At 54.8% G+C, this 24803-nt stretch carries 19 protein-coding genes; 5 read left to right on the top strand and 14 right to left on the bottom strand.

Annotated elements, in window-relative coordinates; genetic code table 11:
* Positions 1-229 precede the first annotated feature (229 nt).
* Positions 230-1393, bottom strand: coding sequence for a GntR family transcriptional regulator (locus KI379_RS09355; protein ID WP_373309545.1), 1164 nt, complete (start codon positions 1391-1393; stop codon positions 230-232).
* Between the two features lie 240 nt (positions 1394-1633).
* Positions 1634-2410 carry a phytanoyl-CoA dioxygenase family protein gene (locus tag KI379_RS09350; protein ID WP_089546753.1) on the bottom strand — a complete coding sequence of 259 codons (777 nt, stop codon included), beginning with the start codon at positions 2408-2410 and terminating at the stop codon, positions 1634-1636.
* 140 nt (positions 2411-2550) lie between these two features.
* Here KI379_RS09350 and KI379_RS09345 point away from each other — a divergent pair, with 140 nt between their 5' ends.
* Positions 2551-3450 (top strand): AraC family transcriptional regulator, encoded by a 900-nt coding sequence (locus tag KI379_RS09345; protein WP_089546752.1) that lies wholly within the window; start codon positions 2551-2553, stop codon positions 3448-3450.
* Between the two features lie 50 nt (positions 3451-3500).
* On the opposite strand, the gene KI379_RS09340 is transcribed toward KI379_RS09345, so the two are convergent.
* A complete protein-coding gene (locus tag KI379_RS09340; RefSeq protein ID WP_212983386.1) occupies positions 3501-4943 on the bottom strand; it encodes a serine hydrolase domain-containing protein in 1443 nt (480 codons plus the stop codon).
* 161 nt (positions 4944-5104) lie between these two features.
* Here KI379_RS09340 and KI379_RS09335 point away from each other — a divergent pair, with 161 nt between their 5' ends.
* Complete coding sequence (locus KI379_RS09335; RefSeq protein ID WP_212983385.1) at positions 5105-6094, top strand: aldo/keto reductase; 990 nt, start codon at positions 5105-5107, stop codon at positions 6092-6094.
* A 182-nt stretch (positions 6095-6276) separates the two neighbouring features.
* On the opposite strand, the gene KI379_RS09330 is transcribed toward KI379_RS09335, so the two are convergent.
* On the bottom strand, positions 6277-6801 hold the full coding sequence (locus KI379_RS09330; RefSeq protein ID WP_244879229.1) for a PCYCGC domain-containing protein: 525 nt from the start codon (positions 6799-6801) through the stop codon (positions 6277-6279).
* Positions 6802-7028: 227 nt separating this feature from the next.
* On the opposite strand from KI379_RS09330, the gene KI379_RS09325 reads away from it, so the two are divergent.
* Both KI379_RS09325 and KI379_RS09320 read left to right on the top strand, forming a co-directional pair.
* Positions 7029-7400, top strand: coding sequence for an ArsR/SmtB family transcription factor (locus tag KI379_RS09325; RefSeq protein WP_076167400.1), 372 nt, complete (start codon positions 7029-7031; stop codon positions 7398-7400).
* Between the two features lie 182 nt (positions 7401-7582).
* A complete protein-coding gene (locus tag KI379_RS09320) occupies positions 7583-8458 on the top strand; it encodes a hypothetical protein (protein WP_212983384.1) in 876 nt (291 codons plus the stop codon).
* Positions 8459-8543: 85 nt separating this feature from the next.
* On the opposite strand, the gene KI379_RS09315 is transcribed toward KI379_RS09320, so the two are convergent.
* The 8 genes from KI379_RS09315 to KI379_RS09280 form a co-directional block, all read right to left on the bottom strand.
* Positions 8544-10793 (bottom strand): heavy metal translocating P-type ATPase, encoded by a 2250-nt coding sequence (locus tag KI379_RS09315; protein WP_212983383.1) that lies wholly within the window; start codon positions 10791-10793, stop codon positions 8544-8546.
* A 178-nt stretch (positions 10794-10971) separates the two neighbouring features.
* Positions 10972-13362, bottom strand: a complete 2391-nt coding sequence (locus KI379_RS09310; protein WP_244879228.1) for a helix-turn-helix domain-containing protein — start codon at positions 13360-13362, stop codon at positions 10972-10974.
* Positions 13363-13461: 99 nt separating this feature from the next.
* Positions 13462-14340, bottom strand: coding sequence for a carbohydrate ABC transporter permease (locus tag KI379_RS09305; RefSeq protein ID WP_212983382.1), 879 nt, complete (start codon positions 14338-14340; stop codon positions 13462-13464).
* 13 nt (positions 14341-14353) lie between these two features.
* Complete coding sequence (locus KI379_RS09300; RefSeq protein WP_089550160.1) at positions 14354-15298, bottom strand: ABC transporter permease; 945 nt, start codon at positions 15296-15298, stop codon at positions 14354-14356.
* Between the two features lie 128 nt (positions 15299-15426).
* Positions 15427-17052: an extracellular solute-binding protein gene (locus KI379_RS09295; RefSeq protein WP_212983381.1), complete on the bottom strand. Its 1626-nt coding sequence runs from the start codon at positions 17050-17052 to the stop codon at positions 15427-15429.
* A 187-nt stretch (positions 17053-17239) separates the two neighbouring features.
* Complete coding sequence (locus KI379_RS09290) at positions 17240-18976, bottom strand: alpha-L-fucosidase (RefSeq protein WP_212983380.1); 1737 nt, start codon at positions 18974-18976, stop codon at positions 17240-17242.
* Between the two features lie 15 nt (positions 18977-18991).
* Positions 18992-20179 carry a glycoside hydrolase family 88 protein gene (locus KI379_RS09285; RefSeq protein WP_212983379.1) on the bottom strand — a complete coding sequence of 396 codons (1188 nt, stop codon included), beginning with the start codon at positions 20177-20179 and terminating at the stop codon, positions 18992-18994.
* Between the two features lie 302 nt (positions 20180-20481).
* Positions 20482-21171 carry an ArsR/SmtB family transcription factor gene (locus KI379_RS09280; protein WP_212983378.1) on the bottom strand — a complete coding sequence of 230 codons (690 nt, stop codon included), beginning with the start codon at positions 21169-21171 and terminating at the stop codon, positions 20482-20484.
* Positions 21172-21267: 96 nt separating this feature from the next.
* Between KI379_RS09280 and KI379_RS09275 the strand changes: the two genes are divergently transcribed.
* On the top strand, positions 21268-21882 hold the full coding sequence (locus KI379_RS09275) for a flavin reductase family protein (RefSeq protein ID WP_089546745.1): 615 nt from the start codon (positions 21268-21270) through the stop codon (positions 21880-21882).
* Between the two features lie 129 nt (positions 21883-22011).
* Here the strand turns inward: KI379_RS09275 and KI379_RS09270 are convergent, their stop codons facing one another.
* Positions 22012-22425, bottom strand: a complete 414-nt coding sequence (locus tag KI379_RS09270; RefSeq protein ID WP_076167422.1) for a rhodanese-like domain-containing protein — start codon at positions 22423-22425, stop codon at positions 22012-22014.
* Between the two features lie 194 nt (positions 22426-22619).
* A complete protein-coding gene (locus tag KI379_RS09265; protein WP_212984662.1) occupies positions 22620-24725 on the bottom strand; it encodes a galactose-binding domain-containing protein in 2106 nt (701 codons plus the stop codon).
* Between the last annotated feature and the right edge of the window lie 78 nt (positions 24726-24803).

Here is a 24803-nt window from a genome sequence, read left to right as displayed (position 1 = left end):
TTCTCAGTCTTCCTCCCCTCAACTAAATGTAAGCGATTACACAATGTATTCAGCTGTTCTTTTCTCTACTTGACCTCCCTCGAAACGATGTCGATTCATGGAAGCTCTTGGATTAACCATAATATAATATAAATATTTAACATATTCAATATGTTAATAAAAATAAAAAAGACCTTTTCGTAGTGAAAAGGTCTTTTTTCTATACGGCATCGCTTATTCTGATGGAAAATTAACGCGGTTTTACGGGGCCGGTCGTCTGTCCGACGACCAGCTCTGGAATGAGCAGCGTCTTCGTGTAGCCGCCGCTCCGGTCCGCCCCCTTCCCAATAATGTCTACCAGCGTTTCCGCCGCGCGTAAGCCCATTTCATATTCAAACTGCTTGATATGCGTAAAAACGCTGAGTTCTTCCACGACGGAGGTCGGGTCGTCGAAGCTGACGATCGAGAGGTCGCCTGGGATGGACAGCCCGTTTCTCTTCGCCATCTGCTGGATCTGCACGCCAAGCTTGCCGTTCAGCGTGATATAGGCGGTCGCCAGACCGCTGCGGATATACCGGTACAGCGGGTGCTTCTCCGGCTCATCTGAAGCATGAATCCGAAAGCCGGTAATGATATGGGCCGGGTTAATCAGCGCGCCCTTGTCCTTCAAGGCGTCCATATAGCCTTCGATGCGCTCCTGGACGGTGACGGTCTGCAGCGGAGAATCGGAGCAAATGGCGATTTCACGGTGGCCCAGCTCCCACAAATGCTCTACGGCAAGCCGCGTCCCCAGCCGCCCGTCAGCCGCGATGTAATTGGTTTCAACACCGGGCAGAAACCGGTCGATCAAGACGAAAGGAAAGCCGGAGAACTTCAGGTTCAAAATTTCGTCGTTGTAATGCTCCTCGTCCACCGGGAACACCAAAATTCCTTCCGCACCGATCTGTTTCAAGGTTTTGATCGCTTCCTTTTCGTGCTCCAAATCCCCCTCGGACAGCAGAATCATGGTCCGGTATCCTTTGCTGCTGAGGCCTCTGCGGACACCGTCGATCAGCCGGACGGCAAAATAATCGTAAATCGAAGGCATCACGAGCCCGATGAGCCCCGTTTTCGGCTTCACCTCTTCCGGAGCCCGGCCAAAGACCGGACGCGGTACCTCAGCCTCTTCCGCGGCCGCCGGCTCGCTGACAAAGCTGCCTTTTCCGGGAACCCGGCTGATGACGTTTTCGTTCGCGAGGCCGGTCAGCGCTTTCACAACCGTAATTTTGCTTACATCAAAGCGTTCCATGAGTTCCTTCTCCGTCGGGATGCGATCACCGGACTTCAGGCCTTCCGACTCGATCAGTTCCCGGATGTACTGCTGTATTTTTTGATACAGCGGGGTCCGTGCGGTAACATTCAACAGGATCACCATACTTTAATTTGAGATTTTGTTATATATATTATCGGCTGGAACATGGGTTCGCAACATTCATCCTGACTAAAAAAATGGTCTATTCGTCTGATTCCTTAATTTGATATATTATATATGTTATATTGAATAACGGATTTTGTATAGCGGGGTGTTGTAAAAATGTCGCAATAACGCAAAAAAAGACGGCCGCAATGCGGCAGCCTTTTTTTGAGTCCATGCCTTTTCGAAATCGGAGTGAGCTTACACATTCAGCTCCAGCTTGGCATGATATTGACGGTACTGCGGGTCCTCGCCCGCGACCATCATGCCCATGCCCCAATCGATATGAGTCTCCCGGCTAGGCGGATCGGCAGGATCGCGGTATTGGAACAGGACGTTTCTGCGCGGCCGGCTGCTCTTGTTGCGGTCGGACCCGTGAATCGTCAGGTAGTTGAAGAACAGCACATCGCCTGCGCTTGCCGGGCATGGTGTGCCCATGCTCACCGGGTAATCGCGGTGATCGAGGTAGTACCTGCCTACATGGGGAAGCGGTCCCTGCTTATGGGATCCGGGAACGACGCACAGGCAGCCGTTTTCCATATCCGCATCGTCGAGATGAACGCTGGCGGCAAGCATCGTATGGCGATCATGAGGGAAATACGGATAGTCCTGGTGCATCGGAAAAGCGGCGCCCTGCTCCGCCGGCTTGACCAGCATTTTGGTATGATGGAGCTGGACGTTGGGACCGATCAGCTGCGTCAGAACGCCCGTCATACGCGGATGCGCCACGGCTCGGGTGAAGCATGCGTCGTGAAACTGCAGATCGTGAAAGCCTTTGAGCACCAGCTTCTTCAATTCGTCCTGGGGAATGTAATCCCCCTGCCAAGTATGGTTGGCGTCCTGCTTGGCTGCAGCCGCCTTGGCAATCGTACGCTCCACCGCATACTGCATCTCCTTGACTTCCTCTGTGGTGAACACGCCGCGGACGAGCAAATAACCGTTTTCGTTATAAAATTCGACGTCTTCTCTGCTAATCATCTTCCCGTTCCCTCCCGTAACATTTGAATGACAAATCATGAATACGCCTTCATTATAGGGATAACTGATACCTGACGTCTTTGCCGGATTGGAACCTGTTTTTGTCGGATTCGGACACGAATGGATGAGGAGGACTTGAAATGGATCATCTCGTCTGGGGAGCCGCCCTGTCTAAACTGCATTCAACCGTCGGAGAACTGACCGAAGAAGATTTATGCATTCGCATACATTATTGGGGAGCCCTTGCGGAGCACCGGAGCAACTTAGAGCATAAGCATTCTTTTTTTGAAATGTGTTATGTCGCGGGCGGTGAAGGAACGTATGTGGATGAAGGGCGGATCCATCCGTTAGCAAAAGGAACGCTGTTCATTTCCAATCCCTACCGCATACACCGTATTGAAAGCACAGGGATGCAGCTCATATGGCTCGCCTTCGATGTGAATGCCGGGCGCACCTCAGCGCCCTGGAACGGTCAATTTGCGCGGCTGGCGCAGTCGGACTGCTATATTCTTCACGGCGCTGAAAACAGCCCGGCCGTCCTGCTCTGGAAAGCGATTATGCAAGCGGCCGCCGAACTGGATACCGCCCGGTTTCCGCTGGACCGGCTGGTACTTGCGCTTGTGGCTGCGCTGCCGCAAACCTTTACGCCGGACCGCCAGCAGCACAAGCCGACGCTGCCTCCGCCCCGCTCCGCTTCTCTGAGGCAGGCGCTCCAATTCATCCGTGATAACCTGGAGTCGCCGCTAAAGCTGGAAGATGTGGCGCGGTATTTTCATCTATCGGGAAGACATCTGGCCCGTTTGTTCCAGAAGGAGCTCAAAATGACCTTCACGGCATACGTCCGCCAGGAAAGGATCCGGCTTGCGGCGTACCTTCTGCGCGAGACGGACCACTCCGTCAAGGAAATCGCCGACCTAACGGGTTTTGGCTCCGTTCACTATTTTACCAGGATGTTCTCGGCTGCCGCCGGCATTCCCCCGGCCGCCTACCGGATCGCGCCACAGCAAAAAGGCATGCCCTTCGAAGAGGAGCATGCCTGATTTCAAAATGTGTTCTTAGGCGTAACATTTGTACCATTTCAATGCGGGCTTCAAGCTCTCCCGGTAATGGGCGGAGCCTCATTGGGACCAAAGGATACATTGATCCGGTGATCCAGCACGACGGCGTCTTCCGTTTCAAACCGAATGTCCGTCGTAATATGAAACGGCGTCTCAATGAAGCGGATGCTCAGCTCCAGCGTATCCGGGGACTTCCATGTAAAGCTTGACACCGTTGCGGTCTCACGGGGCATGATCAGATCAGACGTGCCTTCCAGCCATATCCCGCGACCCAAAGGTAATGCAAAGTGCTTCCCGCCGGTCTCATACAGGTCAACCACCGCCTGATCAGCCTCGAAACGGACCGAAATCCGGCTCCAGTTCATGTCGTTGTCGTCCAGCACATAGTTTTTGCCGTTGACGGCGGATTCCAATTCCGGTTGAATGCTGTACGCGAGCGGAGCAAGCTGCAGGCTGCGGATCCGTTCCTGCAATCGGTCCTGCGTTTCTTCGTCCAGCGGGAGCTTCTCTCCGGCCATCGCTGGCAGCAGTCGCTCCCAGACGGCGTTCATCACTTCCTGCATCTGGTTCGTTCCGCTGGTGACGGCAAGCACCGCCTCCTGCTCCGGCATGACGATGCAGAACTGGCCGAAGGCTCCGTCTCCGCGGTAGGCGCCGTGCCGGCATCTCCAGAATTGGTAGCCGTATCCCTGCGCCCAGTCGCTTTCCCCGCCGTCTCCGTTGGAGATCTGTTTCGAGGTCGCCTCCTCTACCCACGCTTCCGGAATCAGCTGGCTGCCGTTCCATGCTCCTTGCTGCAAAAACAGCTGGCCGAACTTGGCGATGTCTTCCGTCGTGATGCTCAGTCCGAATCCTCCAGTGTTAATTCCCCGCGGACAGGACTCCCAGGTGGGGTTGTGAATGCCCAGCGGCTCAAACAGCCGCTTCTGCAAAAATTGAAGCAGCGTCTGCCCGGTCACGGATTGCAGAATGGCCGACAGCATATAGGTTGCACCCGTGTTGTACACAAAATGGGTGCCGGGCGTATGCTCCACCGGAGCCGCGAGAAAGGCCTTGGCCCAATTCCCGTCCGTGCAGCGGTCAATGGCCCCCATCGTATCCTGGTCATTCCCCGTGCCCATCATCAGCAGATGCCGGATGTTCATGGCAGCCAAATTCGGGCTGACTTCCTCCGGCAGGTCGTCCGGGAAGTACGTAACGACTTTTTCTTCCAAAGACAGCAGACCCTCGTGCACCGCGAGACCGATGGCTGTGGAAGTAAAGCTCTTGCTCAGCGAAAACAGCATGTGCGGCAGCTCCGGGGCATAAGGCCCCCACCAGCCCTCCGCAGCCACCTGTCCGCGGCGAAGCAGCATAAAGCTGTGCAGCTCAATGCCCTTGGCCTGTACCTCGTCCAGAAAATCAAGGATGGCCGCCCCGGGAATGCCCAGCGCTTCCGGTCTGCTTCTTGGTAATTGCAGGCTTGTATTTTCCATGGTTTCACACCCCTTTCGTTACAAACGTACCGCAGCCACATAGCAATTTCAAGCATTTTGTTTCCGCTTACAATCGGATTCCTTTATCGCCTTGCGTTGACCCTGTCCTGCTGTGCTATTATAATCCCTGATACCAAATCAAGATGGGAGGCTGACATGTCATGAAGTACCGCAAATTGGGCGGCACAGGCTTGGAAGTATCTAATCTTTGCCTGGGCACGATGGCTTTTGGAAGATGGATCGATGAGGAAGCGTCGGTGCAGATCCTGGATCACGCGATCGACCAGGGAATCAACTTTATCGACACCGCCAACTATTACGGCAAAGGGCAGGATGCCGACGTTCCGCACGGAACAGGCGAAAGCGAGGACATTATCGGCCGTGCCCTGAAGGGCAGACGGGATCAGGTCGTTCTGGCGACGAAAGTGGGCATCCGGTCGGGGTTCGGGAAAAATGACAGCGGCCTGTCGCGGACCCATATTTTGCGCGAAGTCGATAAGTCGCTGCAGCGCCTTCAGACGGATTATATCGACCTGTACCAGGTACATATTTTCGACCCGCACACGCCGCTGGAAGAAACGCTTCGGGCTCTGGACGACCTTGTTCGCCAGGGAAAAGTAAGGTATATCGGCTGCTCCAACTATGCCGCCTGGCAGATTGCCAAAGCGCATGCGATCAGCGAGCGGATGAACCTCGAAAAGTTCATTTCCGTGCAGCCGCAGTACAACCTGCTCTCCCGGGAAATCGAACAGGAGCTTCTGCCGTTCTGCGCCTCGGAGGACGTCGGCGTCATGGTATACAGTCCGATGGCCCGCGGGATGCTCTCCGGAAAGTACAAAGCGCCAGGGGATGCCCCGCCGGAGAGCCGCGCCGCCAGCGGGGAGAAGCCGCTGCAGCAGTATTTTACCGAGCGGAATTACGAGCTTGTCAAAAAATACGCGGTGCTTGCCGGTCAATACGAAGTCAGCCTTTCCCAATACGCGCTGTCGTGGGTGCTTAATCAGCCCGCGGTCACAGCCGCCATCATCGGTGCCAGCAAAGTGCATCACGTGACGGATGCCGCGCAGATCAGCGACTGGTCCTGGACGCCGGAAATGCTGCGGGAAGCAAGTGATGTCCGCAGTTTTACGGATGAATCACAGCCTCATTAATAAACAGTCCCGGCCGATATCTTGGCCGGGACTGTTTTTTATCATCTTCACTCGCGCGCCAGTCAACGGATGGCGATTATAACTAGGCACGTTCGGGCTCCCATTCGGCATTCAGCAAAAATGTTGCCCGTATTTCGGTTTGATGGTCCAGATCCGGCGCTGCCGGAAGATCCCTATCCCCGCTATACTTCCGGCGTTGGCGTCGGCGCCGCGTATTTCCCGTTGGAATACGTCTGGTCGATGATGCCGCGGATCTCTTTCACGCTTTTGCCCTCTTTAACCAGCGAAGCTGCCGTAAGCGCCGTCTCGACGCACACGCCGCAGCGGGTGCCGTGATCGTCCCATACCACGCTTCCGTCCGGGTTGACTTCTTTAATAAAGCAGTTCAAATTGCTTTTGTGGCCTGCACTTTCCCCGCATCCGCAGTAACATGGAATTTGGCTTAGCACTTCCTTTACCCCGGCTGCCGCCATATAGGCCGTTCTGACGGTATCGTTCGCCGGCTGCAGAAACGAAGGAAGCTGCTCCTTCCCGCCGGTCGTCTCCTGCAGATCGCCGTTTGCGGCCATCTGCTGGTGTGCGCCGTGATCGTGCTGCATCATCTGCTCCGCCGAATCCGGGCCGCCCTTATCCGAGCAGCCGGATACCAGCAGCCCGCCCAGGACGATTCCGAGCACAGACAGCCTTGCCTTACTGCCCATCATCATGTATCTCTCCTTTGATTGTTGTCCATTTTACATAGTATACCATGACGCTTGCCGGATATATAAATTCGGATGACTTCGCAGCCGGTTACGGTTCCTGATCATGTCTGACCCGAGTGCCGGCGGGGCATGGACATTTTCTTAACAGTAATTATTCCGTTTAAGATGCCGTTTTGATATAATACAGGTATCTAGCCTTTATTTCGGATTTTCACAGAAAGGTGATTGCCATGGAACAGTCCATCCATCCGTCCCAGGAATGCGACGCAACCTGCACGGGCTCAGACAATGAATTGGGCAAAATCAAAGAAGCGCTGATCGATGATCAAGCTGCCTCGCAGGTCGCCGATTGGTTTAAAGCCTTTAGTGATCCCACGCGGGTCAAGCTGATCGACGCGCTGCTGCAAAGAGAATTGTGCGTGCATGACCTGACCACCCTGCTCGGCATGGGCCAATCCGCGGTGTCCCACCAGCTGAGGTATTTGCGCAATTTGCGGATCGTCAAACGCCGCAAGGAAGGCAAAACGGCCTATTACTCGCTTGACGATACGCACATCGAACAGATTTTCCTGCAGACACTGCAGCATACCCAGCATGGATAAATATTTCTAACCCAAGACCCTCTGCCTTTGGCGGAAGGGTCTTTTCTTTTTTTGCTTTCGCGGCCAACCTAACCATCCGACGTCCCTCTTCTTTTTTATCCAGAGAAGAAACCAAGGGTTGCCGGCTCCAATAAAGGTCAATGCTGATAACAAGTAATCCTTTGATCAGGAGGCAGCTCCATATGAACAGAACGAACAGAAGCCTGCTATCCGCTTTTCTCTTTCTCTCGGTATCCTTATATGCCGGATGGAGCTTTGTATGGCCTGCAGGAGTGGCTGATGCAGAACGTGCCGATATGTTCTTCAGCCATGATTCTATTCAACAACCTAAGGTTGTTAACGGCAGCGACGGCCAAACCGGGCGGGACCCTTCCCTGGATCCGTCCCTTTTATCGGCAATGCTGCTGGCAAAGGATCCCGTACAAGCCGCGGTGCAGTTTTCCAGAACCCTATGGCTGGACGGAAGCATGAATAACAGCCCGGATGTCGTCATTCTGGCCGATCCCCAGGATAAACCAGGCGCACTTGCGGCAAGCCGTCTTCTGCTTTTTTCAAAGAATGGAACGATGCTGTTTACAGGCAAATATGTAACACCGGAGGCCACCCTAATCGAGCTTGTCCGGCTTCGTCCTTCCGGTCTTGCTTCGCAAAGCGGAGTGCAGGTGATTGCAGCGGGCGACATACATCAGCGGGTTATCGATCAGCTCCGCAGGCTGGGCCTTCGCACCGAGCGAATTCAGGCTGCGGCGCCCGAAGCTCTGGCGGGAGCAGTGGATGCTTATACGGCACAGCTGTCCGGCAAACATAACCGAGCCGTGATCATGCTCCCCTTGGATCAAAAGCCGTTCTCCTCCTCTATGCTCCACCTTTTGAAGGAAAAAGAGGGCTCCCTCCTTTTCGTCAAGCGGTTTTTCATTCCAAGGGAAACCTTTCAGGCGTTAGAACAGCGAGACGGCGGTTCAAATATCTACATTCCAGGTTCGCTGGAAGCGGTCTCCAAACAGGTGGAGCGTAGGCTGCAGCGTTATGGAGAGGTGACAAGAATATCGGGGGACTAGCAGGAGCTTCCCAAACGGCAGCGGGCGGCACCGCATACAGCGGACCGCCCGTTATTTCGTACACTACAGTTTTGGGATCGTTTCATTATTTCAGCTTCAGCACCCGCATTGCATTTAAGACGGCCAGCAGGGTAACGCCGACATCGGAGAAGACGGCTTCCCACATCGTTGCGATGCCAAAGGCTCCAAGCAGAAGGAAGATCCCTTTGACTGCCAGCGCAAAAACGATGTTCTGCCATACGATTTGGCGCGTACGCCCTGCAATGCCAAGCGCGGTGACGATCTTGGACGGCTCATCGGTCATAATGACGATATCCGCCGCCTCGATGGCAGCATCCGATCCCAGGCCGCCCATCGCGATCCCCACGTCGGCTCTCGCCAGCACCGGCGTATCGTTCATGCCGTCCCCGACAAAAGCGATTTTTTCCTTGGGCTGCTTCAGCCGGTTCAGCCGTTCCATATGCTCTACCTTATCCTGTGGAAGAAGCTCGGCATGCACCTCGCTCACGCCAAGCAGCTTCCCGACCTTCTCCGCCACCGGGCGCGCATCGCCTGTCAGCATAACCGTCTGTTTGCCCCGCTGTTGAAGCGCGCCGACCGCCTGAGCCGCATCTTCCTTCACCTCGTCCGAGATGAGCAGATAACCGGCGTATTCTCCGTTCACGGCCACATACACGACGGTCCCCTGCGCATCCGGCTGCTGAGCCGCAATGCCTTCCTCCTTGAGCAGCTTTGCGTTGCCGGCCAATACTTCCACACCGTCCAATTTCACGTGAACGCCGTGTCCCGCAGCTTCATTGTAGTCCTGTATGCGTGACGCATCTAATTCTTTCCCGTAGGCTTCCCTGATCGATTCGGCAATGGGATGGCTCGAATGAAGTTCGGCGAAGGCTGCATATTCCAGCAGCTGTTCAGGGCTGATTCCGACGTGGGCCGGACGGGTTTCGGTCACCCGGAACGTCCCCTTGGTCAGCGTGCCGGTCTTGTCGAACACAACGTATTTCACATCATTCAAGGCTTCCAGGTAATTGCTCCCCTTGATCAGGATGCCCGCTTTGGAAGCGGCGCCGATGCCTCCGAAAAATCCGAGCGGAATCGATACGACCAGCGCGCAGGGACACGAAATGACGAGAAAGATCAGCGCCCGGTAGATCCAGTCGGAGAATGTCGCGCCGCTCACCACGAGCGGGGGTACGAGCGCAAGAAGCAGGGCGACGATGACGACGACCGGTGTATACAAACGGGCGAACTTCGTGATGAAGTTCTCGGTAGGGGCCTTGTTGCTGCTGGCGTTTTGGACGAGGTCCAAAATTTTGGCCGCGGTGGACTCCCCGTAAATCTTGGTCACCTCGATCGTAAGGACGCCATTTTTGTTGATGAAGCCGCTCAGCACCTCATCGCCCGCTTCCAGCTCACGCGGTACGGACTCGCCGGTAAGCGCCGAAGTGTCCGCCATCGACCGGCCCTCGGTCACTTTGCCGTCGAGCGGGATCTTCTCTCCCGGTTTGACGATAATCAAATCGCCGACCTGGACTTCCTCGGGCGTCACCTGCTTCGTTCCGTCCCCTGTCTTCAGGTTCGCATAATCCGGCCGGAGATCCATCATGGCGCTGATGGATTTACGCGAGCGGTTAACCGCGATGCCCTGGAACATTTCACCGATCTGGTAGAAGAGCATGACGGCAACCCCTTCGGGATACTGTCCTACGCAGAACGCCCCAATCGTCGCAACCGACATCAGGAAGTACTCGTCAAACACCTGGCCCCTAAGGATGTTGCGGAGCGCCTGCAGGACGATGTCTCCTCCGGTAATGAGATAGGCCACCAGAAACATGGCAAGCTCGGCCCACCCCGTGACCGGCAGCAGCATCGCGGCCGCCGTGATCACCGCCCCTGCAGCCAGGCGGATCGACATGACCCGGATGCCGGAACTGCCGTGATCATGCGAATGACCGTGATCATGGCCGTGGGCATGATCATGTGAATGACCGCCCGCTCCGTGGTCATGACCTTCGTGGGAATGACCGTGATCATGCGCGTGCCCATCATGATGATGGCCGCGGGACCTTTGCGGATGATTTCCTGCCGCTTTCGGGACCAGCTCACGCACGCTGACATGCGGCTCTAATTTTTTGACTTTCTTCGTAATCTCCGATATCAATTGGCCTTGATCTTCTGAGGATTCAAAAGTCAGCGTTTGCTTGACGAAATTGACGGAGCAGGAAGAAACCCCGTCCATCTTCCGGACCCCATCCTCGATCTTCATGGCACAGTTTGCACAATCCAAGCCCTCGAGCAGCAGCTCGCGCTTCACCTTAGAGACGGCTTCAGTCATCAAAATGCCTCCGATCCAATCACGAATATAATATGAGCATATATTCATATATAAACTTGTTAAGCACATTATATTCAGGGATGGAGAAGAATGTCAATCAGCTTTTCCGGGCTTTTCCACCAATGATGGAAAAAACGAAAAAAAAGGCAGAGGCTGTTCCCCTGCCTTTTCTTGCAGCTCAACCGGTCTCATCCGAGACGCACGACATCATCAGCTCCCGGTATTTCCCCGGCGTCACGCCCTCGATCTTTTTAAAAGCCCGGATAAAGACAACGTCGCTCGTATATCCGACCAATTGCGCGATTTGGGCATTTGTGAATTCCTTGTCTGCCATATGGCGTTTGGCAAGCTCAATCCGTTTCTTGGCGATATGGTCGCTGAGATTGATCCCGCTCTGTTTTTTGTAAAAGGTCGAGACGTACTGCGGCGTCATGTCGAAGTGATCCGCCACCATGCCAAGCCCCATGTTTGAATCGGTGAAATGCTCATCCACAAACTGATCCATGTCCTGCAGAAGCTGGGCGCTGTGGCCGCTCTTGTCCGCAACCATGCTCTCCGCCAAAATTTCATACAGCCGCTTCATCCGTTTGTGCATTCCTTCGGCCGTTTCATAGGAGAAGATGTCCTTCACCAGATCGATATCGGGTCCGAGAATGTCATTCTGGTCCACGCCTGTGGCGTTCATAATTTTTAAATATGTACTGGTGATGTTAAAGAACAGGCATTTCCCGTATTCCGGCGTAATGCTGCCCGATTCGAAATTCATCGCGTAAATCGTGTCCAGCAGCTGCAGGGCATGGTCGGCGTCACCGCTCCTTACGAAATTAATCAGCTGTACCTCAATATCGACCGGGTAGTAATAATGGGAGTGCACATCTGTAATGTCCTGAAAATAAATGATCGTCCCGCCGCCCTTAACAATCCGGAATTCTAGGGCAGACGCCGCTTCCGCATAGCTCTCGCTGATGCTCTTCGCACCGCTGTGAGGCAGGCCCACCGCTACGGTAACATCGATCTTGAAGCGTTCCTCGATCATGCCTTTGAGCCCTGTGGCCAGCTCACGGGTCACCCTCTCGCCGCCCTCGGCCTGTTCCGCGGCAAAGTTGCACACGATCGCTACCCGGTCCCGGTCCAGCTCAACGGCAAACGCCTTGTGCGGATATTCGATCAGATCCGTGCCGATATTGGATACGATAAAACGGGCAAGCGCCCACTGCTCCTCGCTCGGCTCCGCGTTGAACCTTGCGATGCTGTCCAATTGGACGACCATGACCGAGAAATCGTCACTGACGAACGTAATATCCATAAACCGCAGCGACTGGCCGCCTTCCCGGGACGCGTCGACATCCATCTGCCCCCGGAGCAGGCGCAGCAGGAAGTTGGAGCGGATGACGGGCGTCTGCTGGGCGAGCAGGCTGCGTAAATTTTTTTCGGTATGCAGGGAGCCTTCGATAGACTGCAGGATCAGCTCGTATTCGTTGACCTGCGGCCTTCCGCTCCATTCATTGCCCCTGAGAATGGCATTGACCGTTTTACGCAGCGGACTGTAATTTCGGTAAGCGAAGATGAAGGCTGCGGTCAATCCCACGGCCAGACAAAGGGCGAACAGGATCAGCGCCCACTGCTTGATCAGAATGATCTGCTGCATGAAGACGCTTTTGGGCGTAACGAGCACGTATTTCCATCCTTCCTTTTCGGATGAGGTATACGATACCATTTTCTGATCGCCATTAATCGTTTGATTGAACAACCCGCCGGTCCCCGTGATCCGGGACAACAATTCGCCCGGCAGCGGCTGGCGGTCCGTCGCCATGATCGTGCGTCCGTCCGAATTCACGATGTAGATCGAGCTGTCGCTCGCGGATTCAATTTGGGCAAACATTTCCTTAATCTGACTCTCGTCGATCAGAATGACGAAGGTTCCCGTAATATCGCGCCGGTCCCGCCCCGGAAGCGACTGGGCGAAGGTGATGACGTTCAGCGGCGTTTTCTCGATGCTCTGCATCGGATCATACTCGGCGGTCCGCAGCAGCGTGGCCGATGGAAGATAATCCATCGTATGGAAGCTTGTGAGCATGCTTTCCCGCCAGCGGTCGTAACTCATGCCCTGATAGCTGTAATACATATCGTAAAATTTGTGCGAATCGGTGAGAAGCCCGGGCCTCAGCACCAGATCGCTGTTGCGGAAATAGACATAGTAATCCAGGATAAAGTTCGTCAGGCTCCCCTGTCTTGACATGGTGTTCCGCATAAATTCGATGAACTGGTACCGGTCGGGACCGCCTGCATCCTGGTCCAGTTTGAGCAGATACTCCAGCTTCGGATCGAAAATGATCTGCTGGGCCAGCTTTTGCACTTCGCTTAATTTGCTGTCCAGGGACAGCTTGAGCTGCTCCAGCATCGCTTGATTGGAACGGTTGGCACCGCTTTCCAAACTTGCTTCGACTTTGGTGTACAAGAAGGCTCCCATCGAGACCGGGATGAGCAGCAAAACCAGATTGGAAATCAGCATCGTCATCCACACGCTTCGCAGATGACCGATTCCAAGCGGACGAAGCAGCCGTTTCACCAAGCATTCCCCCTACCTTGTTCATGTATCGACCGACATGCGCATCAATGAAACTTGTATGTTCATTATAATGCAAGGGACAGGGCTCCGGGCAGTTTTTTATTCCTTGATGGCGCCGATCAGCACCCCTTTGACGAAATACTTCTGCAGGAATGGATACAGGCAGATAATCGGCAGGGTCGAGACGATGATGGTGGCGTATTTGATCGTTTCGCCGATCGCATACTTGTCGTCCGCAGCCACGCCAGTGGACATGGAATCGGTGGAATTGGCGATGAGGATTTCGCGCAAAACGAGCTGCAGCGGGTACATCGTCCGGTCACGCAAATACACCAGCGCCGAAAAATACGAGTTCCAATGCCCAACCGCATACCAAAGAATCATGACTGCGATGACCGGCATCGACAGCGGAATGACGATTCGGAACAAAATGGTCATCTCGCCGGCTCCGTCGATTTTGGCCGATTCTTCGAGCGACACGGGTACGCCCTGGAACGCCGTCCGCATAATGATCAGGTTAAACGTGGAGATCGCTCCCGGGATCAGCAGCGCCCATGGCGTATTCATCATGCCGAGCTTGCCGACAAGGATGTACGTCGGGATCAGTCCGCCGCTGAACACCATCGTCAGAACGATCGCAAACATCATCAGGTTTTTAAAATACAGGTTCCGGCGCGACAGCACATAAGCCCCCAGAGCCGTCATAAACAGGTTAATGGCCGTTCCTGCGCCTACGTAAAACAGCGTATTCCGGTACCCGCTTGTGATCATCGGGTTCTTGAAGACGGCTTTGTAAGCCTCGAAATTAAATCCGAGCGGGCGCAGGAGGATGCCCCGGTGCTGGATAAAGCTCGCCGCATCGCTCAATGAAGCGAATAATACATACAGGAACGGGTACAGTGTAACGAAGCAGAGCAGCAGCATTAGCAGCGAATTGATCACGCCGAATACCTTTTCGCCGTTCGTTTGTGCAATCATCGGACGATCCCTCCTACCACAGTTTGTTTTCGGACACGCGCTTGCTGATGGCATTTGCCGACACGATCAGAATCAGGCTGATGACGGAATTGAACAGGCCGACCGCCGCGGTAAAGCTGTAGCTCGCCTCCAAAATCCCTTTTCGGTATACATAAGTGGAAATGACATCGGCCGTTTCGTAAGTCAGCGGATTGTACAGCAGAAGCACCTTCTCGCTGCCTACCGACAGCATGTGCCCCATATTCAGAATGAGCATGATGACAATCGTGGGCATGATGCCCGGTATGGTGATATGGAACGTTTGTCTCCAGCGGCTTGCGCCGTCGATTTTGGCCGCCTCATACAGCGTTGGGTCGATATTGGCGATTGATGCCAAATAGATGATGGAGCCCCAGCCGATGCCCTGCCAGATGCCGGACGATACGAAAATAAAACGGAACCAGCCGGCCTCCTTCAGAAAATCGATCGGATCGACGCCGATGAACCCCAGCAGCTGATTGATCAATCCGTCACGGCTTAGGAAGTCAAACATCATCCCCGCGACGACGACAATCGAAATGAAATGCGGTAAATAGGAGATCGTCTGCACGAATCGCTTGAACGCCATTTTGCGGATCTCGTTCAGCAGCAGCGCCAGCAGGATCGCCGCCGGAAAACCAAACAGCAGATCATAGACATTGATGAGGACCGTATTGCGGATGAGCCTCCAGAAATAAATGCCGTTAAAAAAGCTGTCAAAATGCTTGAAGCCGACCCATGGGCTTCCCCAGATCCCTTGTGCCGGCGAGTAGTCCTTAAAGGCGATCAGGAGACCGTACATCGGTCCGTAATGAAAGATCAAGTAATACGCAATGACGGGGAGCGCCATGACATAAATGATCCAGTTGCGGCGGAGATCCTTCCGGATGGTTTGCCCCGTGGTTAGATCGGTCCGGCTGCGCAGCGGGCGCTTCTTCATCAGTTTCTTATCGGTTACCTGCCACATGTAACCCCCTGCCTTTCCTGCGGATTGTGGTGTTGGAACAAGGGGCGAGCCGGGAAGCGGACATCCCCTGCCCGGCATCTTCGCCGCCTTATGCTTTTTGATTAACGCTTATTGAACCGGTCAAGGGCGGACTGCTGGATTTTGATCGCGTCGTTAATGCCCATCGCCTCGATTTTCTTCACGTACTTATCGAAGTTGTCGATCGGCTCCGCGCCCATGATGAATTTGAGGAACATCTCGTCCTTATACGTGTTGATGTCCGTCATGATCGAAGCGAATTGGGAGCTCTCGTCCTTGGTCGGCGTCACGAGCGGCATTTTGCGTTCCCCGGTCGGCTGGGACCATACGGTCAAGGCATCCTTCTGGTTCGGGAGGGCCAAATACTGCATCTGGAATTCATCGCTCAGCACGAACGGAGCGCTCCACGTCGAACGGTTGTGCTTTGCAAAGGATTGCTGGAGACTGACGCCGCTAGGCGGGTTCAGCACCTCTGGCAGGAAGACCGGCTTACCGTCCTTCATTGTATACGCTTCTCCCTCTTTGCCGTAGTTGAACAGGAGATCGCCCTGTTCTCCGTAGGCATAGTCCAGCCACTTGACCGTTTCGGTCGGGTTCGTATTGCTGGTCGAGATGGCGGCGCCGATGCCGTTCGTGGCGAAATCCTTTTGCCCCCAAATCGGCTTATCGCCTTTGTTCAGTACCGGATACGGAGCGGCCACCAGGTTGAATTTCGGATCCTTATCCTTCATCAGGTTGGCGTATTTGCCGATGCCGCCGCCGTTATACGTTGGAGCGGCGCCCAGCTGGTTGCCGGTCATTTTGGCATCGAACAGCTTGTCGTTCGGAGCGGCGAAATCCTTGTCAAGCAGCCCTTCCTTATACCATTGGTTCATTGTGGCTAGAAATTCCTTATACTCCGGCTGGATCGGTCCGTATTTGACGCTGTTGTCGATCTGGTAGAAGCCGTAGTTGATGCCCCATGCGCCAAGGAAAGGCGCATCCGTGCCGATATCGTCCTTCGTAAAATACAGCGGAATTTCATCGGCTTTCCCGTTGCCGTTCGGATCCTTCTCCTTAAACGCTTTGAGCACTTCATGCCATTCGTCGATCGTCGTCGGCATCTGAAGGCCAAGCTTATCGAGCCAATCCTTGCGGATCGACGGGCCGTAGAAGACACGGACCTTATCGCCGCCGCGGAAGAACGGGAACATATAAAGGCTTCCGTCGTCGGTGGTCACCTGCTTTTTCCAGTCGGGATGCTCATCCAGCAGTTTTTTCAAATTCGGTGCATATTGGTCGATCAAATCGTTCAGCTTAATAATTTTGTTGTCCTGGATCGCCTTCTCCGGTCCCCCCGGATACCCAATCCATGAAGTTTCGATTACGTCCGGCAATTTCTCGGAGACCATCATGAGGTTGAACTGCTCCTGAGCCTGGGTGGAGTCGGTCGGCGGATGCTGGAAGTCCACTTTCACGCCAGTAATCCGTTCCAGTTCCTTATACATGCCCATTTCCGCGTACGTTTTCATTTGGGCGGCTGCAGCGGGGTGCATGCTGACCCAATAGGTCAGGTGGGTTAATTTTTCCGGTTCGGCTGTTTTTCCGCTAGTGGACGCCTCCCCTTTCGCCTGATCGTTCCCCGAGGTGCCGCCGCAGGCCGCAAGCGACAGAACCAGGGCGGCTGCAAGCACCGCAGTGCCCCATTTTTTAGCTGCTTTTTTTCTCATGTAAGCGCCTCCTTTTTGAAATCAATCCAGTTGACCGGACTCTGATTTAATGTGAAGCTGCCGGTACCCAAAGTATAGGGAACCTGCCTGTTCCTGCGATACTGCCGCTTTGAAAGGAGCGCAGTATTTTCGTAAGATGACGGACTGATCTTTTTAATGCTGCCTTAACTTTTCTTCATCCGGGCGGCTAATCCTGGACCCGCACAAGCCTTATTGCACGCAGCTTTACCGCGTCAGCATGCCAGATTTCCGTGAATTTGGGAGACGGGTCCTTCAGTTTGGAAGAACGGAGCGTCAGCCTATGGATTCCGGGCTCCAGCCACGTCACTTGTCCCAATCGGGACCGTATCGGGATGTAGGGATGCTGGCATGATGGAGAATCCGGATCCTCCCCGTCTTCCGCCGGATCGGTAACCAGGCAGCTGCCATCCGTCTCCAAGACGACCGGTTCCGGATACAGCCCGGGCCAATCCTGATCGTGCCGCTTGAAGCTGATCAGCATCAGTTCATAGGTGCCCGGCTGAACGAGCTTGAAGGTCCACTCCGCCTGCCGCAGCGCCGGAATCCCCGCTGCCTCGTCTTCCTCCCTGACAAGGGTTACGCTCGCTTGGGGGACATCCAGCTGCAGCCGGCCGCCGTCAAGCTGCGTTAACGTCCGGTCGAAATCTGGCTCTCCGGCCATTTCCAGGGCAATAACCGTCACATGCTCGTCAGCCGGTTCGGTTGGAAGCTCCACCTTGAGCACATGCAGATCGAGCCCCTCGTCAACCGATTGCCTGAACGCCAGTTCTTTTTTCTGCGGATCATCGGCCAGGCAGTATATACGCGATACCTCGCCGCGGATGCCGTGCATCACCAAGCCGCCCGCAGGCCATTTGTCGTTATGAACGTGCACATACACTCGTCCCGGGCGGGTTGTCACCGCTCCAAATTCCAGCTCGGCCGGAAACGGGCTGCCTTCGGTGCCGTAAATGGCTTCGCTGTTCCGCCGCGTCCATTCTCCGACCTCCCGCAGTCGCTCCGCGGACAGCTCCGGAATCGTTCCTTCCGGCGTTGGACCGACATTCAAGAGCAGGTTGCCTCCCTTGCCAATGACGTTTACCAGCTTCTTGATCACCGCCTCCGCCGTCTTCCAAACCTGGTCCCGGTCCGTGTAGCCCCATGACTGGTTCAGGGTCATCGGCGTTTCCCACGGCCGCTGATCTTCACCGCTCATCCCGATCTCGTTATCGCCCTTGGAGACATAATCGCCCATGCCGATGAAGTGCGACACCCTGGAATTAATGAGGCAGTCCGACTGCATACCTTTCACAAAGGCCACGATATCACGGCTGTCCGCTTCGGATAACCCGCCCGCCGTATCAAACCAGAGCAGGCCGACCGGCCCGTAGGAAGTGAGCAGCTCCTTCAGCTGCGGCTTCGCCTTGCCTTCCCAGTATTCGGGAAAGTGCTTCTCCGCCAGATTGTAATCCCACGTGTTGTTATGTTCTTTGTGCAGCGAATGGGGATGGTGCCAGTCAATCACATGCGAATAGTAAAAGCAGAGTACGATTCCCGCCTCGCGGCAAGCCTCGGCAAGTTCCTTCATCGGATCGCGCCCAAATGGCGTCGCGTCCACGATGTTGAAGGGATCGGCTTTGGAGTGGAACATCGCAAACCCGTCATGATGCTTGGCCGTGATAACGATATATTTCATCCCTGCGTCTTTGGCCAGCTGTACCCAGGTTGCCGCGTCAAACTGCTGCGGATTAAAATCCCCGGCCAGCTTCTCGTACTCGCGGACGGGGATCTTGTCGGCATACATGACCCATTCGCCCTTGGCCAGCGCTGCATACAGTCCCCAGTGGATGAACATGCCAAACCTCGCATCCGTCCACCATGCCGTGGCCGGATCGCTTCGCTTGTGCACTTCTTGCTCTCCCATACGTGTTGCCCCCTTCTACCAATACGGCTTCCAGTCCCGGGTTACGCGAACCAGTGCCTCGTACATGTAATAGTCGCCCCAGATGCAGCACTCGTCGACGCCGTTTCCGCCCGGCTTGCTGTAAACCGCATGCAGCAGAATGCCGTTCGACTCCGGCACGTGCCAGGTCATATAATGATCGATCAGGGATTTCAACATCCGCAGCGCGGCATTTTCGTACAGCCGTTTCAGCGGGTCGGTCAGCGGCAGATGCGCCGCGGTCTCGATCAGGCCGCAGACCGCAATCGCCGCAGCGGAGCTGTCCCGCTCTTCATCCCCTTCTGTAAATACGAGATCCCAGTAGCATACCTCGTCCTGCGGAAGCCGGTTCAGGAAGTAATTCGCGAGCCTGGACGTCAACTGCAGGTACCTGTCATCGCCGGTGTAGCGGTAGGAGAGCGGGAAGCCGTAAATCCCCCACGCCTGTCCGCGCGACCAGCATGAATCGTCCGCCTGCCCCTGCGCGGTGGAGCCGTACTTCGGCTGTCCCGATGCGATATCCATATAAAAGGTGTGATAACTGGACGCATCCTCCCGAATGAGGTGCTCCGCCGATTTCCGGGCGTGCGACTCGGCCGCAGCCTTATATTTGGGGTTACCGGTGACGTCCGATGCCCAGTACAGCAGCGGCAGATTCATGAGGCAGTCAATGATGATCCTCCCCTGCTGCCTGGGATCCTGGAGATTTCCCCAAGCCTGGATGATCCCCGCCTTGTCCCAGTAACGCTCCATCAGAAGATCCGCTGCCTGAACGGCGAGCGTCTTGGCCTCTTCGCTGCCGGTCAGCTTGTAGGCTGCCACGCAGGACAGCGTATAGAGAAATCCTAAATCATGCGTGTCCGTATAGCGACGTTCCTCCACTCTCCTGCGGTAGCTATCCAGCTGGCCCTCCGCGGCGGCGCGGTACTTGGCATCGCCGGTCGTTTCGTAAGCGAGCCACAGCATCCCGGTCCAGAATGCCGGCGTCCACTCCGTGTTTCCGGTCTGCCGGTATACCAGATTCGTGCTGGCCTCCGACGGAAACGTGTCCTGAAATGTCTGGAGATTCCGGTCCACCTGGCGCCGAATAAATTCCATAGCCTCCAGGCACCTTTCCCGCGTAAGCCCGGAGTCCTCCTTATACCTCCCTGAATTCTTGATGTCCTCGTCCTTCACCTGCTTCATCGCTGCCACCCTCCATGATTGTTGATATTGGCGTTCGTCATGAACTGAATTGTAACCAGGCCATGCACGCTTCACAATCGCCGTTATTCGTGGTAGCACTGCCGTTTTTTCTGGTTGCAGCAGGATATGAAAATTCGTCGGTCTCCGAAAAAAACGTCAGGAAGGTCTTCAAGCCGGGATCGAAACCGATGTCTACAAGGTCTATAAACCTGCAGCGGCATCGAGCCGAGCACGAAAAAAACGACCCGGCTGCGGCGGCTCGTGAAAGCTCCGCAAATACACGGATCGTTTGAAGTTCAGGGTCAGGGGATCTCGATATGAAAAGTTTCCCGCAGTCCGCGGGACCCTTCGTCGGTAATGTGCAGCGCCCGCGTTCCTTCCATGCGCCGCAGCCATCGCAGCTCGAGCAGCCGCTCAAGCATCGCACTGCCCAACGAGCCGGCCAAATGCGGCGTGCGCTCGCTCCAATCGAGGCATTTGCTGCAGAAGCTGCGCCGCTTTTTCCGGACCGCTTCCACATCGATGCCCATATGTTCGAAGAAGGCGCTCCCTTCCCCGGTAACAGCAAAGGCGTCCGCTTCCTCGCGGATGACGCCGGCTTCGATCATCGCGTCCCTCAGGCGGATGCCAAGGTCTCCTGCGACATGATCGTAACACGTTCTCGCCCGCCGCAGGTGGCGGTTTTCCTCGGATTGCCTGAGCGACTTGATTTCAACCGGCGGCGCAAGCAATAGCAGCGTCTCCACCACGGCAGCCACATCATGGCTCTTCAAGCCGTAATACCGGTGCCTTCCCTGCTTGTGCATGGCGATCATCCCCGCTTCTTCCAGCTTGGCCAAATGGTAACTCGCCGTCTGCGGGGTGATTCCCGCCATATAGGCCAGCTCGCTCGCCGGATGAAACCGTCCGTCCATCATGGCGGTCAGCATCGCCGCACGCGATGGATCGCTGATCATGGCCGCGGGATGAGCCGCAACCGGTCCTGCCTTCATCCTGCCCCCTCCTTTGCATTCCACATTTCGATGAACATTGTAATATGAACCGGTTACAATGTTCAAGTACATATCAACAAGGAGGCGTTTTTCCATATGACTGCAACAGATCCGCAAACCCGTGCCATCACCCCGAAAATTTTATATTACGGCATGCCTGTCATCCTGATCACCACGCGTAACGAAGACCACACAACCAATATCAGCCCGATCTCTTCTTCCTTTGCGCTGGGGGACAACATCGTCCTGGGCATTTCAACGAGCAGTAAAGCTTATGATAATTTGAACCTTCACCCGGAATGCGTCATCAATCTTCCTTCCGCCCCGCTGTGGGAGAACGTGGAGCGAATCGCCCCTTATACCGGGAGAACCGTTGTCCCTGAGTTCAAGGAAGCCATGGGGTTTACGCACGAAAAGGATAAGTTCGCCGCAGGCGGCTTCACCCCCGCCGATTCCGAAGCCGTGCAGCCATCGCGCATATCCGAATGCCCGATCCAGATTGAAGCACAGGTTCTGCGGATGACGGTGCCGGAATACGATCCGTTCTTCGCGATCGTGGAAACCCGTGCCGTCCGGGTCCATGCCCATGGTGACATCCTTATTGGAGATCATCATATCGACCCGCGGCGCTGGAATCCGCTCATTTACAATTTCCGTCACTACTTCGGTCTGGGAGATCAGCTGGGAGCAACCTTCCGGTCGGAAACGTAAGCCCTATTTGCCACCAAGTTTATTCAACCGGGTTTCTCTAAACAAAAAAAGGCCCTCAAAGACGCACTGTCTTTGAGGGCCTGCCGGCCGAAATTCTAACGTATGCTTGCGTTTATTGCTTATTTCCTGTCAGCGGCAGCAATCGGAGCAGCATACCGCCGTCCCCGTCTGGCCCTGGCGGTTCTTCCGTCCCGGCTCATCCTTGATGATATACAGCTGACGGAAGCCGACCCGTTTCAAGAATCGGGCCGCCTGTTTGCTCTGCCGACTGCTGCCGCCCAGAATCACAACCGGCTCGGAGGTGGAGAGCTCCTTTTTCCAAAGATACGGCAGCCGGCCGAGCGAAATATTGACCGTGCCGTTCTCATGCTCCCGCAAATAATCCACCGGATCTCTCACGTCCAGCATTTTGATGTCTTCCTGATCCCTGGCGATGACCTTCAAATCGTCGGGATGGATGGGCGTAAGTCCATGGACAGGCAGGATATTCCGAAGCAGCCATACTCCAATGACGATAACGGCTGCCAGCAACAACCAAATCATCCGCTTTCCTCCCTGGTTATATTGTAGCGAGGGATCATGTCCTTAGCCGCTTCACAGCAGCATAGTGCTGCCATACAGCAAAAAGGCGATAATCGGACAAGCATCCATTAACATTTTCTATAAGTCATTAACAAATTTGATTATAACCCCGGGAAGGAAATTGTCAATGCGGATGTGACCTGAACCCAGACTATTTATGGTCCGTATATTTCAAATTCCCAAATGGAATAACCGTACTGCGTTGCTCTTTCCACGCCATACATCCTGACGTATCGGGAGTTCGTCTCCTCGAAAGTGATAGTTTCAAGACCTCCCTTTCCTTCGGTCGTAGTGTAAACGTCTCTCCAATTTGCTTCGGAGGACGGATCGTCGGTCACTTGAATTTTATAGCTCTTCCCATAGGCCGCTTCCCAATACAGTCTCACTTCATTGATCGGTTTACGCTCCCCCAAATCCACGTAGATCCAACCCGGATCGACCCCGCGCTTGGTTCCAAATCTTGTGGACATGTCACCGTCGGTTGCATAGGGGGCGGTGTCTACCGTTCCATCGTTCGATGATCCGACAGCCGGCCGTCCCAGGGCTAGATTCGTTCGGGGAAGCGGTTCCTCATGCTGTACCGGCAAAATCGTCACATCGCTATAATAATCTTTGCTCAGAAAGTTCATCTCTTGAAGTGTGGCAGCGGGCGTGCTGCTTCCCGGCATATACACGTTCTCGAACAGCAAGCCGGTAATCATGGCTCCATCCTGCCCGTTGATTTTGGCGAAGCTTTCTCCCGCGTCGCGTACCGTAATATCCTTCACTGTGACGCCGCTAACCGGCCCAACGCCAAGGTTTCCTCCGTTAACAGTAAACATCGTCATCCATGCGCTGTTGTCCTCATTTTTGCCGCTGATATCCTCGACGTCCATCCGTTCGAACTTGACGTTCTGGACTGTTCCGGTACCGTATTTATGGTGAATGGCAAAGCCCACGGCCGCCTTGTAGACGACACCGTCCCGGAAAGTAATGTTCCGCTGGTCCTGAAGAACGCCCTGGCCGATCTTGAATCCGTAGCATTTCGTCCAAGCAACGGCATCCTCGATTAAGACATTCTCAACAGGCTCGGGTTGGCCCGGCCATGGCACCTTGCCCGAGGCAATATCCGTATCTTCCGCCCAAGCTTTTGTGGAGTAAGGGTCATCCAACGAGATGCCGATGGAATGGCGCACCACGACGTTTTGCGACTCCGTCACGTCAATGCCGTCGTTTTCTCCCATATTCAGGCTGTTCAACATTTTTAAATTGGTAAACCTCAGATCGTTGGAACGAACCGGTACCACCGCCCAGGCGGACGACTCCCGAATGAGTATCCCGTCCATCGAAAAATGGGACGTTGCGATCGGAACGACCAGGTTGTTGATCATTCCGGTGCCGTTTGTGCTCTTATCGTCATGGAGAGCCTGCCCGTTACCGTCGATCGTACCGCGGCCGTAAATCCGGATGTTGGTGGAATGGAAGGCTGTTGAAATCCACCAGGTTGCTGGCCGGCCCATCGAATCCTTAAACCAGTGCTCGGCATAATCTGCGGTCTTGCCCGTACCGACGAACGTAGCGCCAGGTTCCATGTACAGTGCCGTATTGCTCTTAAGCGTAAGATTGCCGATATAGTACGTTCCGGCGGGCACGTAAACAATACCCTGAACCCCGCCTCCCTTATCGGTCCCATAGGCGCCTGCATCGTCAATCGCCTGCTGAATGGCGGCCGTTCTCTCCGCAACGCCTGTATTTTGTCCGTTTGTATCAACATCGTAAGGGGCTTCCGTAATATTGAAGATCCCTTGGCCTTCCTTAGCCGGCACATCGGTTTCCGCCGGATCGGCTGCGATCACCAGCCGGGTAGCCCGGCTGTTCATCATAACAATCAGGTACTCATCGGAGGGTGCTGTGAAGGTCAGCGTTGTTCCGACAATTTTATCCGCCGTAATGCCGAGTTTCTTCGGACTGATCGAGTATTCATATACTTTGTCCGTGTTCAGAATGGTAAGCTCGTACGTAACCGGACCTTTGGACAAGGAGAAATGGGCATAATCATAATCACCGAATCCCTTGACCACGGGAATCTCCACCCCGTTGGCTTTGAGCGTATAGTTGGCCGATGCGGCATAACGCTCAGATGGAGCATATTTATAGATCGTGGCTGGCACTGACTCGGCAGCGACCCTCTCCACGAATGCTTCCGCCTGAACATTCGTCCCACTCATCCATAGCGAAACAACCAGCGTGATCACCGACAAAGCGTAAGACCATTTTTTCATCTTAGCCACCGAAATCGCCTCCTTCAGTTGTCCGTAAACCCTTTCCGTGTGATGGAATTTGCACGGCTTAAGTGCTTT

Origin of the sequence: Paenibacillus cineris, assembly GCF_018333335.1 — a bacterium.
Classification (GTDB): Bacteria; Bacillota; Bacilli; order Paenibacillales; family Paenibacillaceae; genus Paenibacillus_AQ; species Paenibacillus_AQ favisporus.
This window is presented reverse-complemented; position numbering and strand designations above follow the sequence as displayed.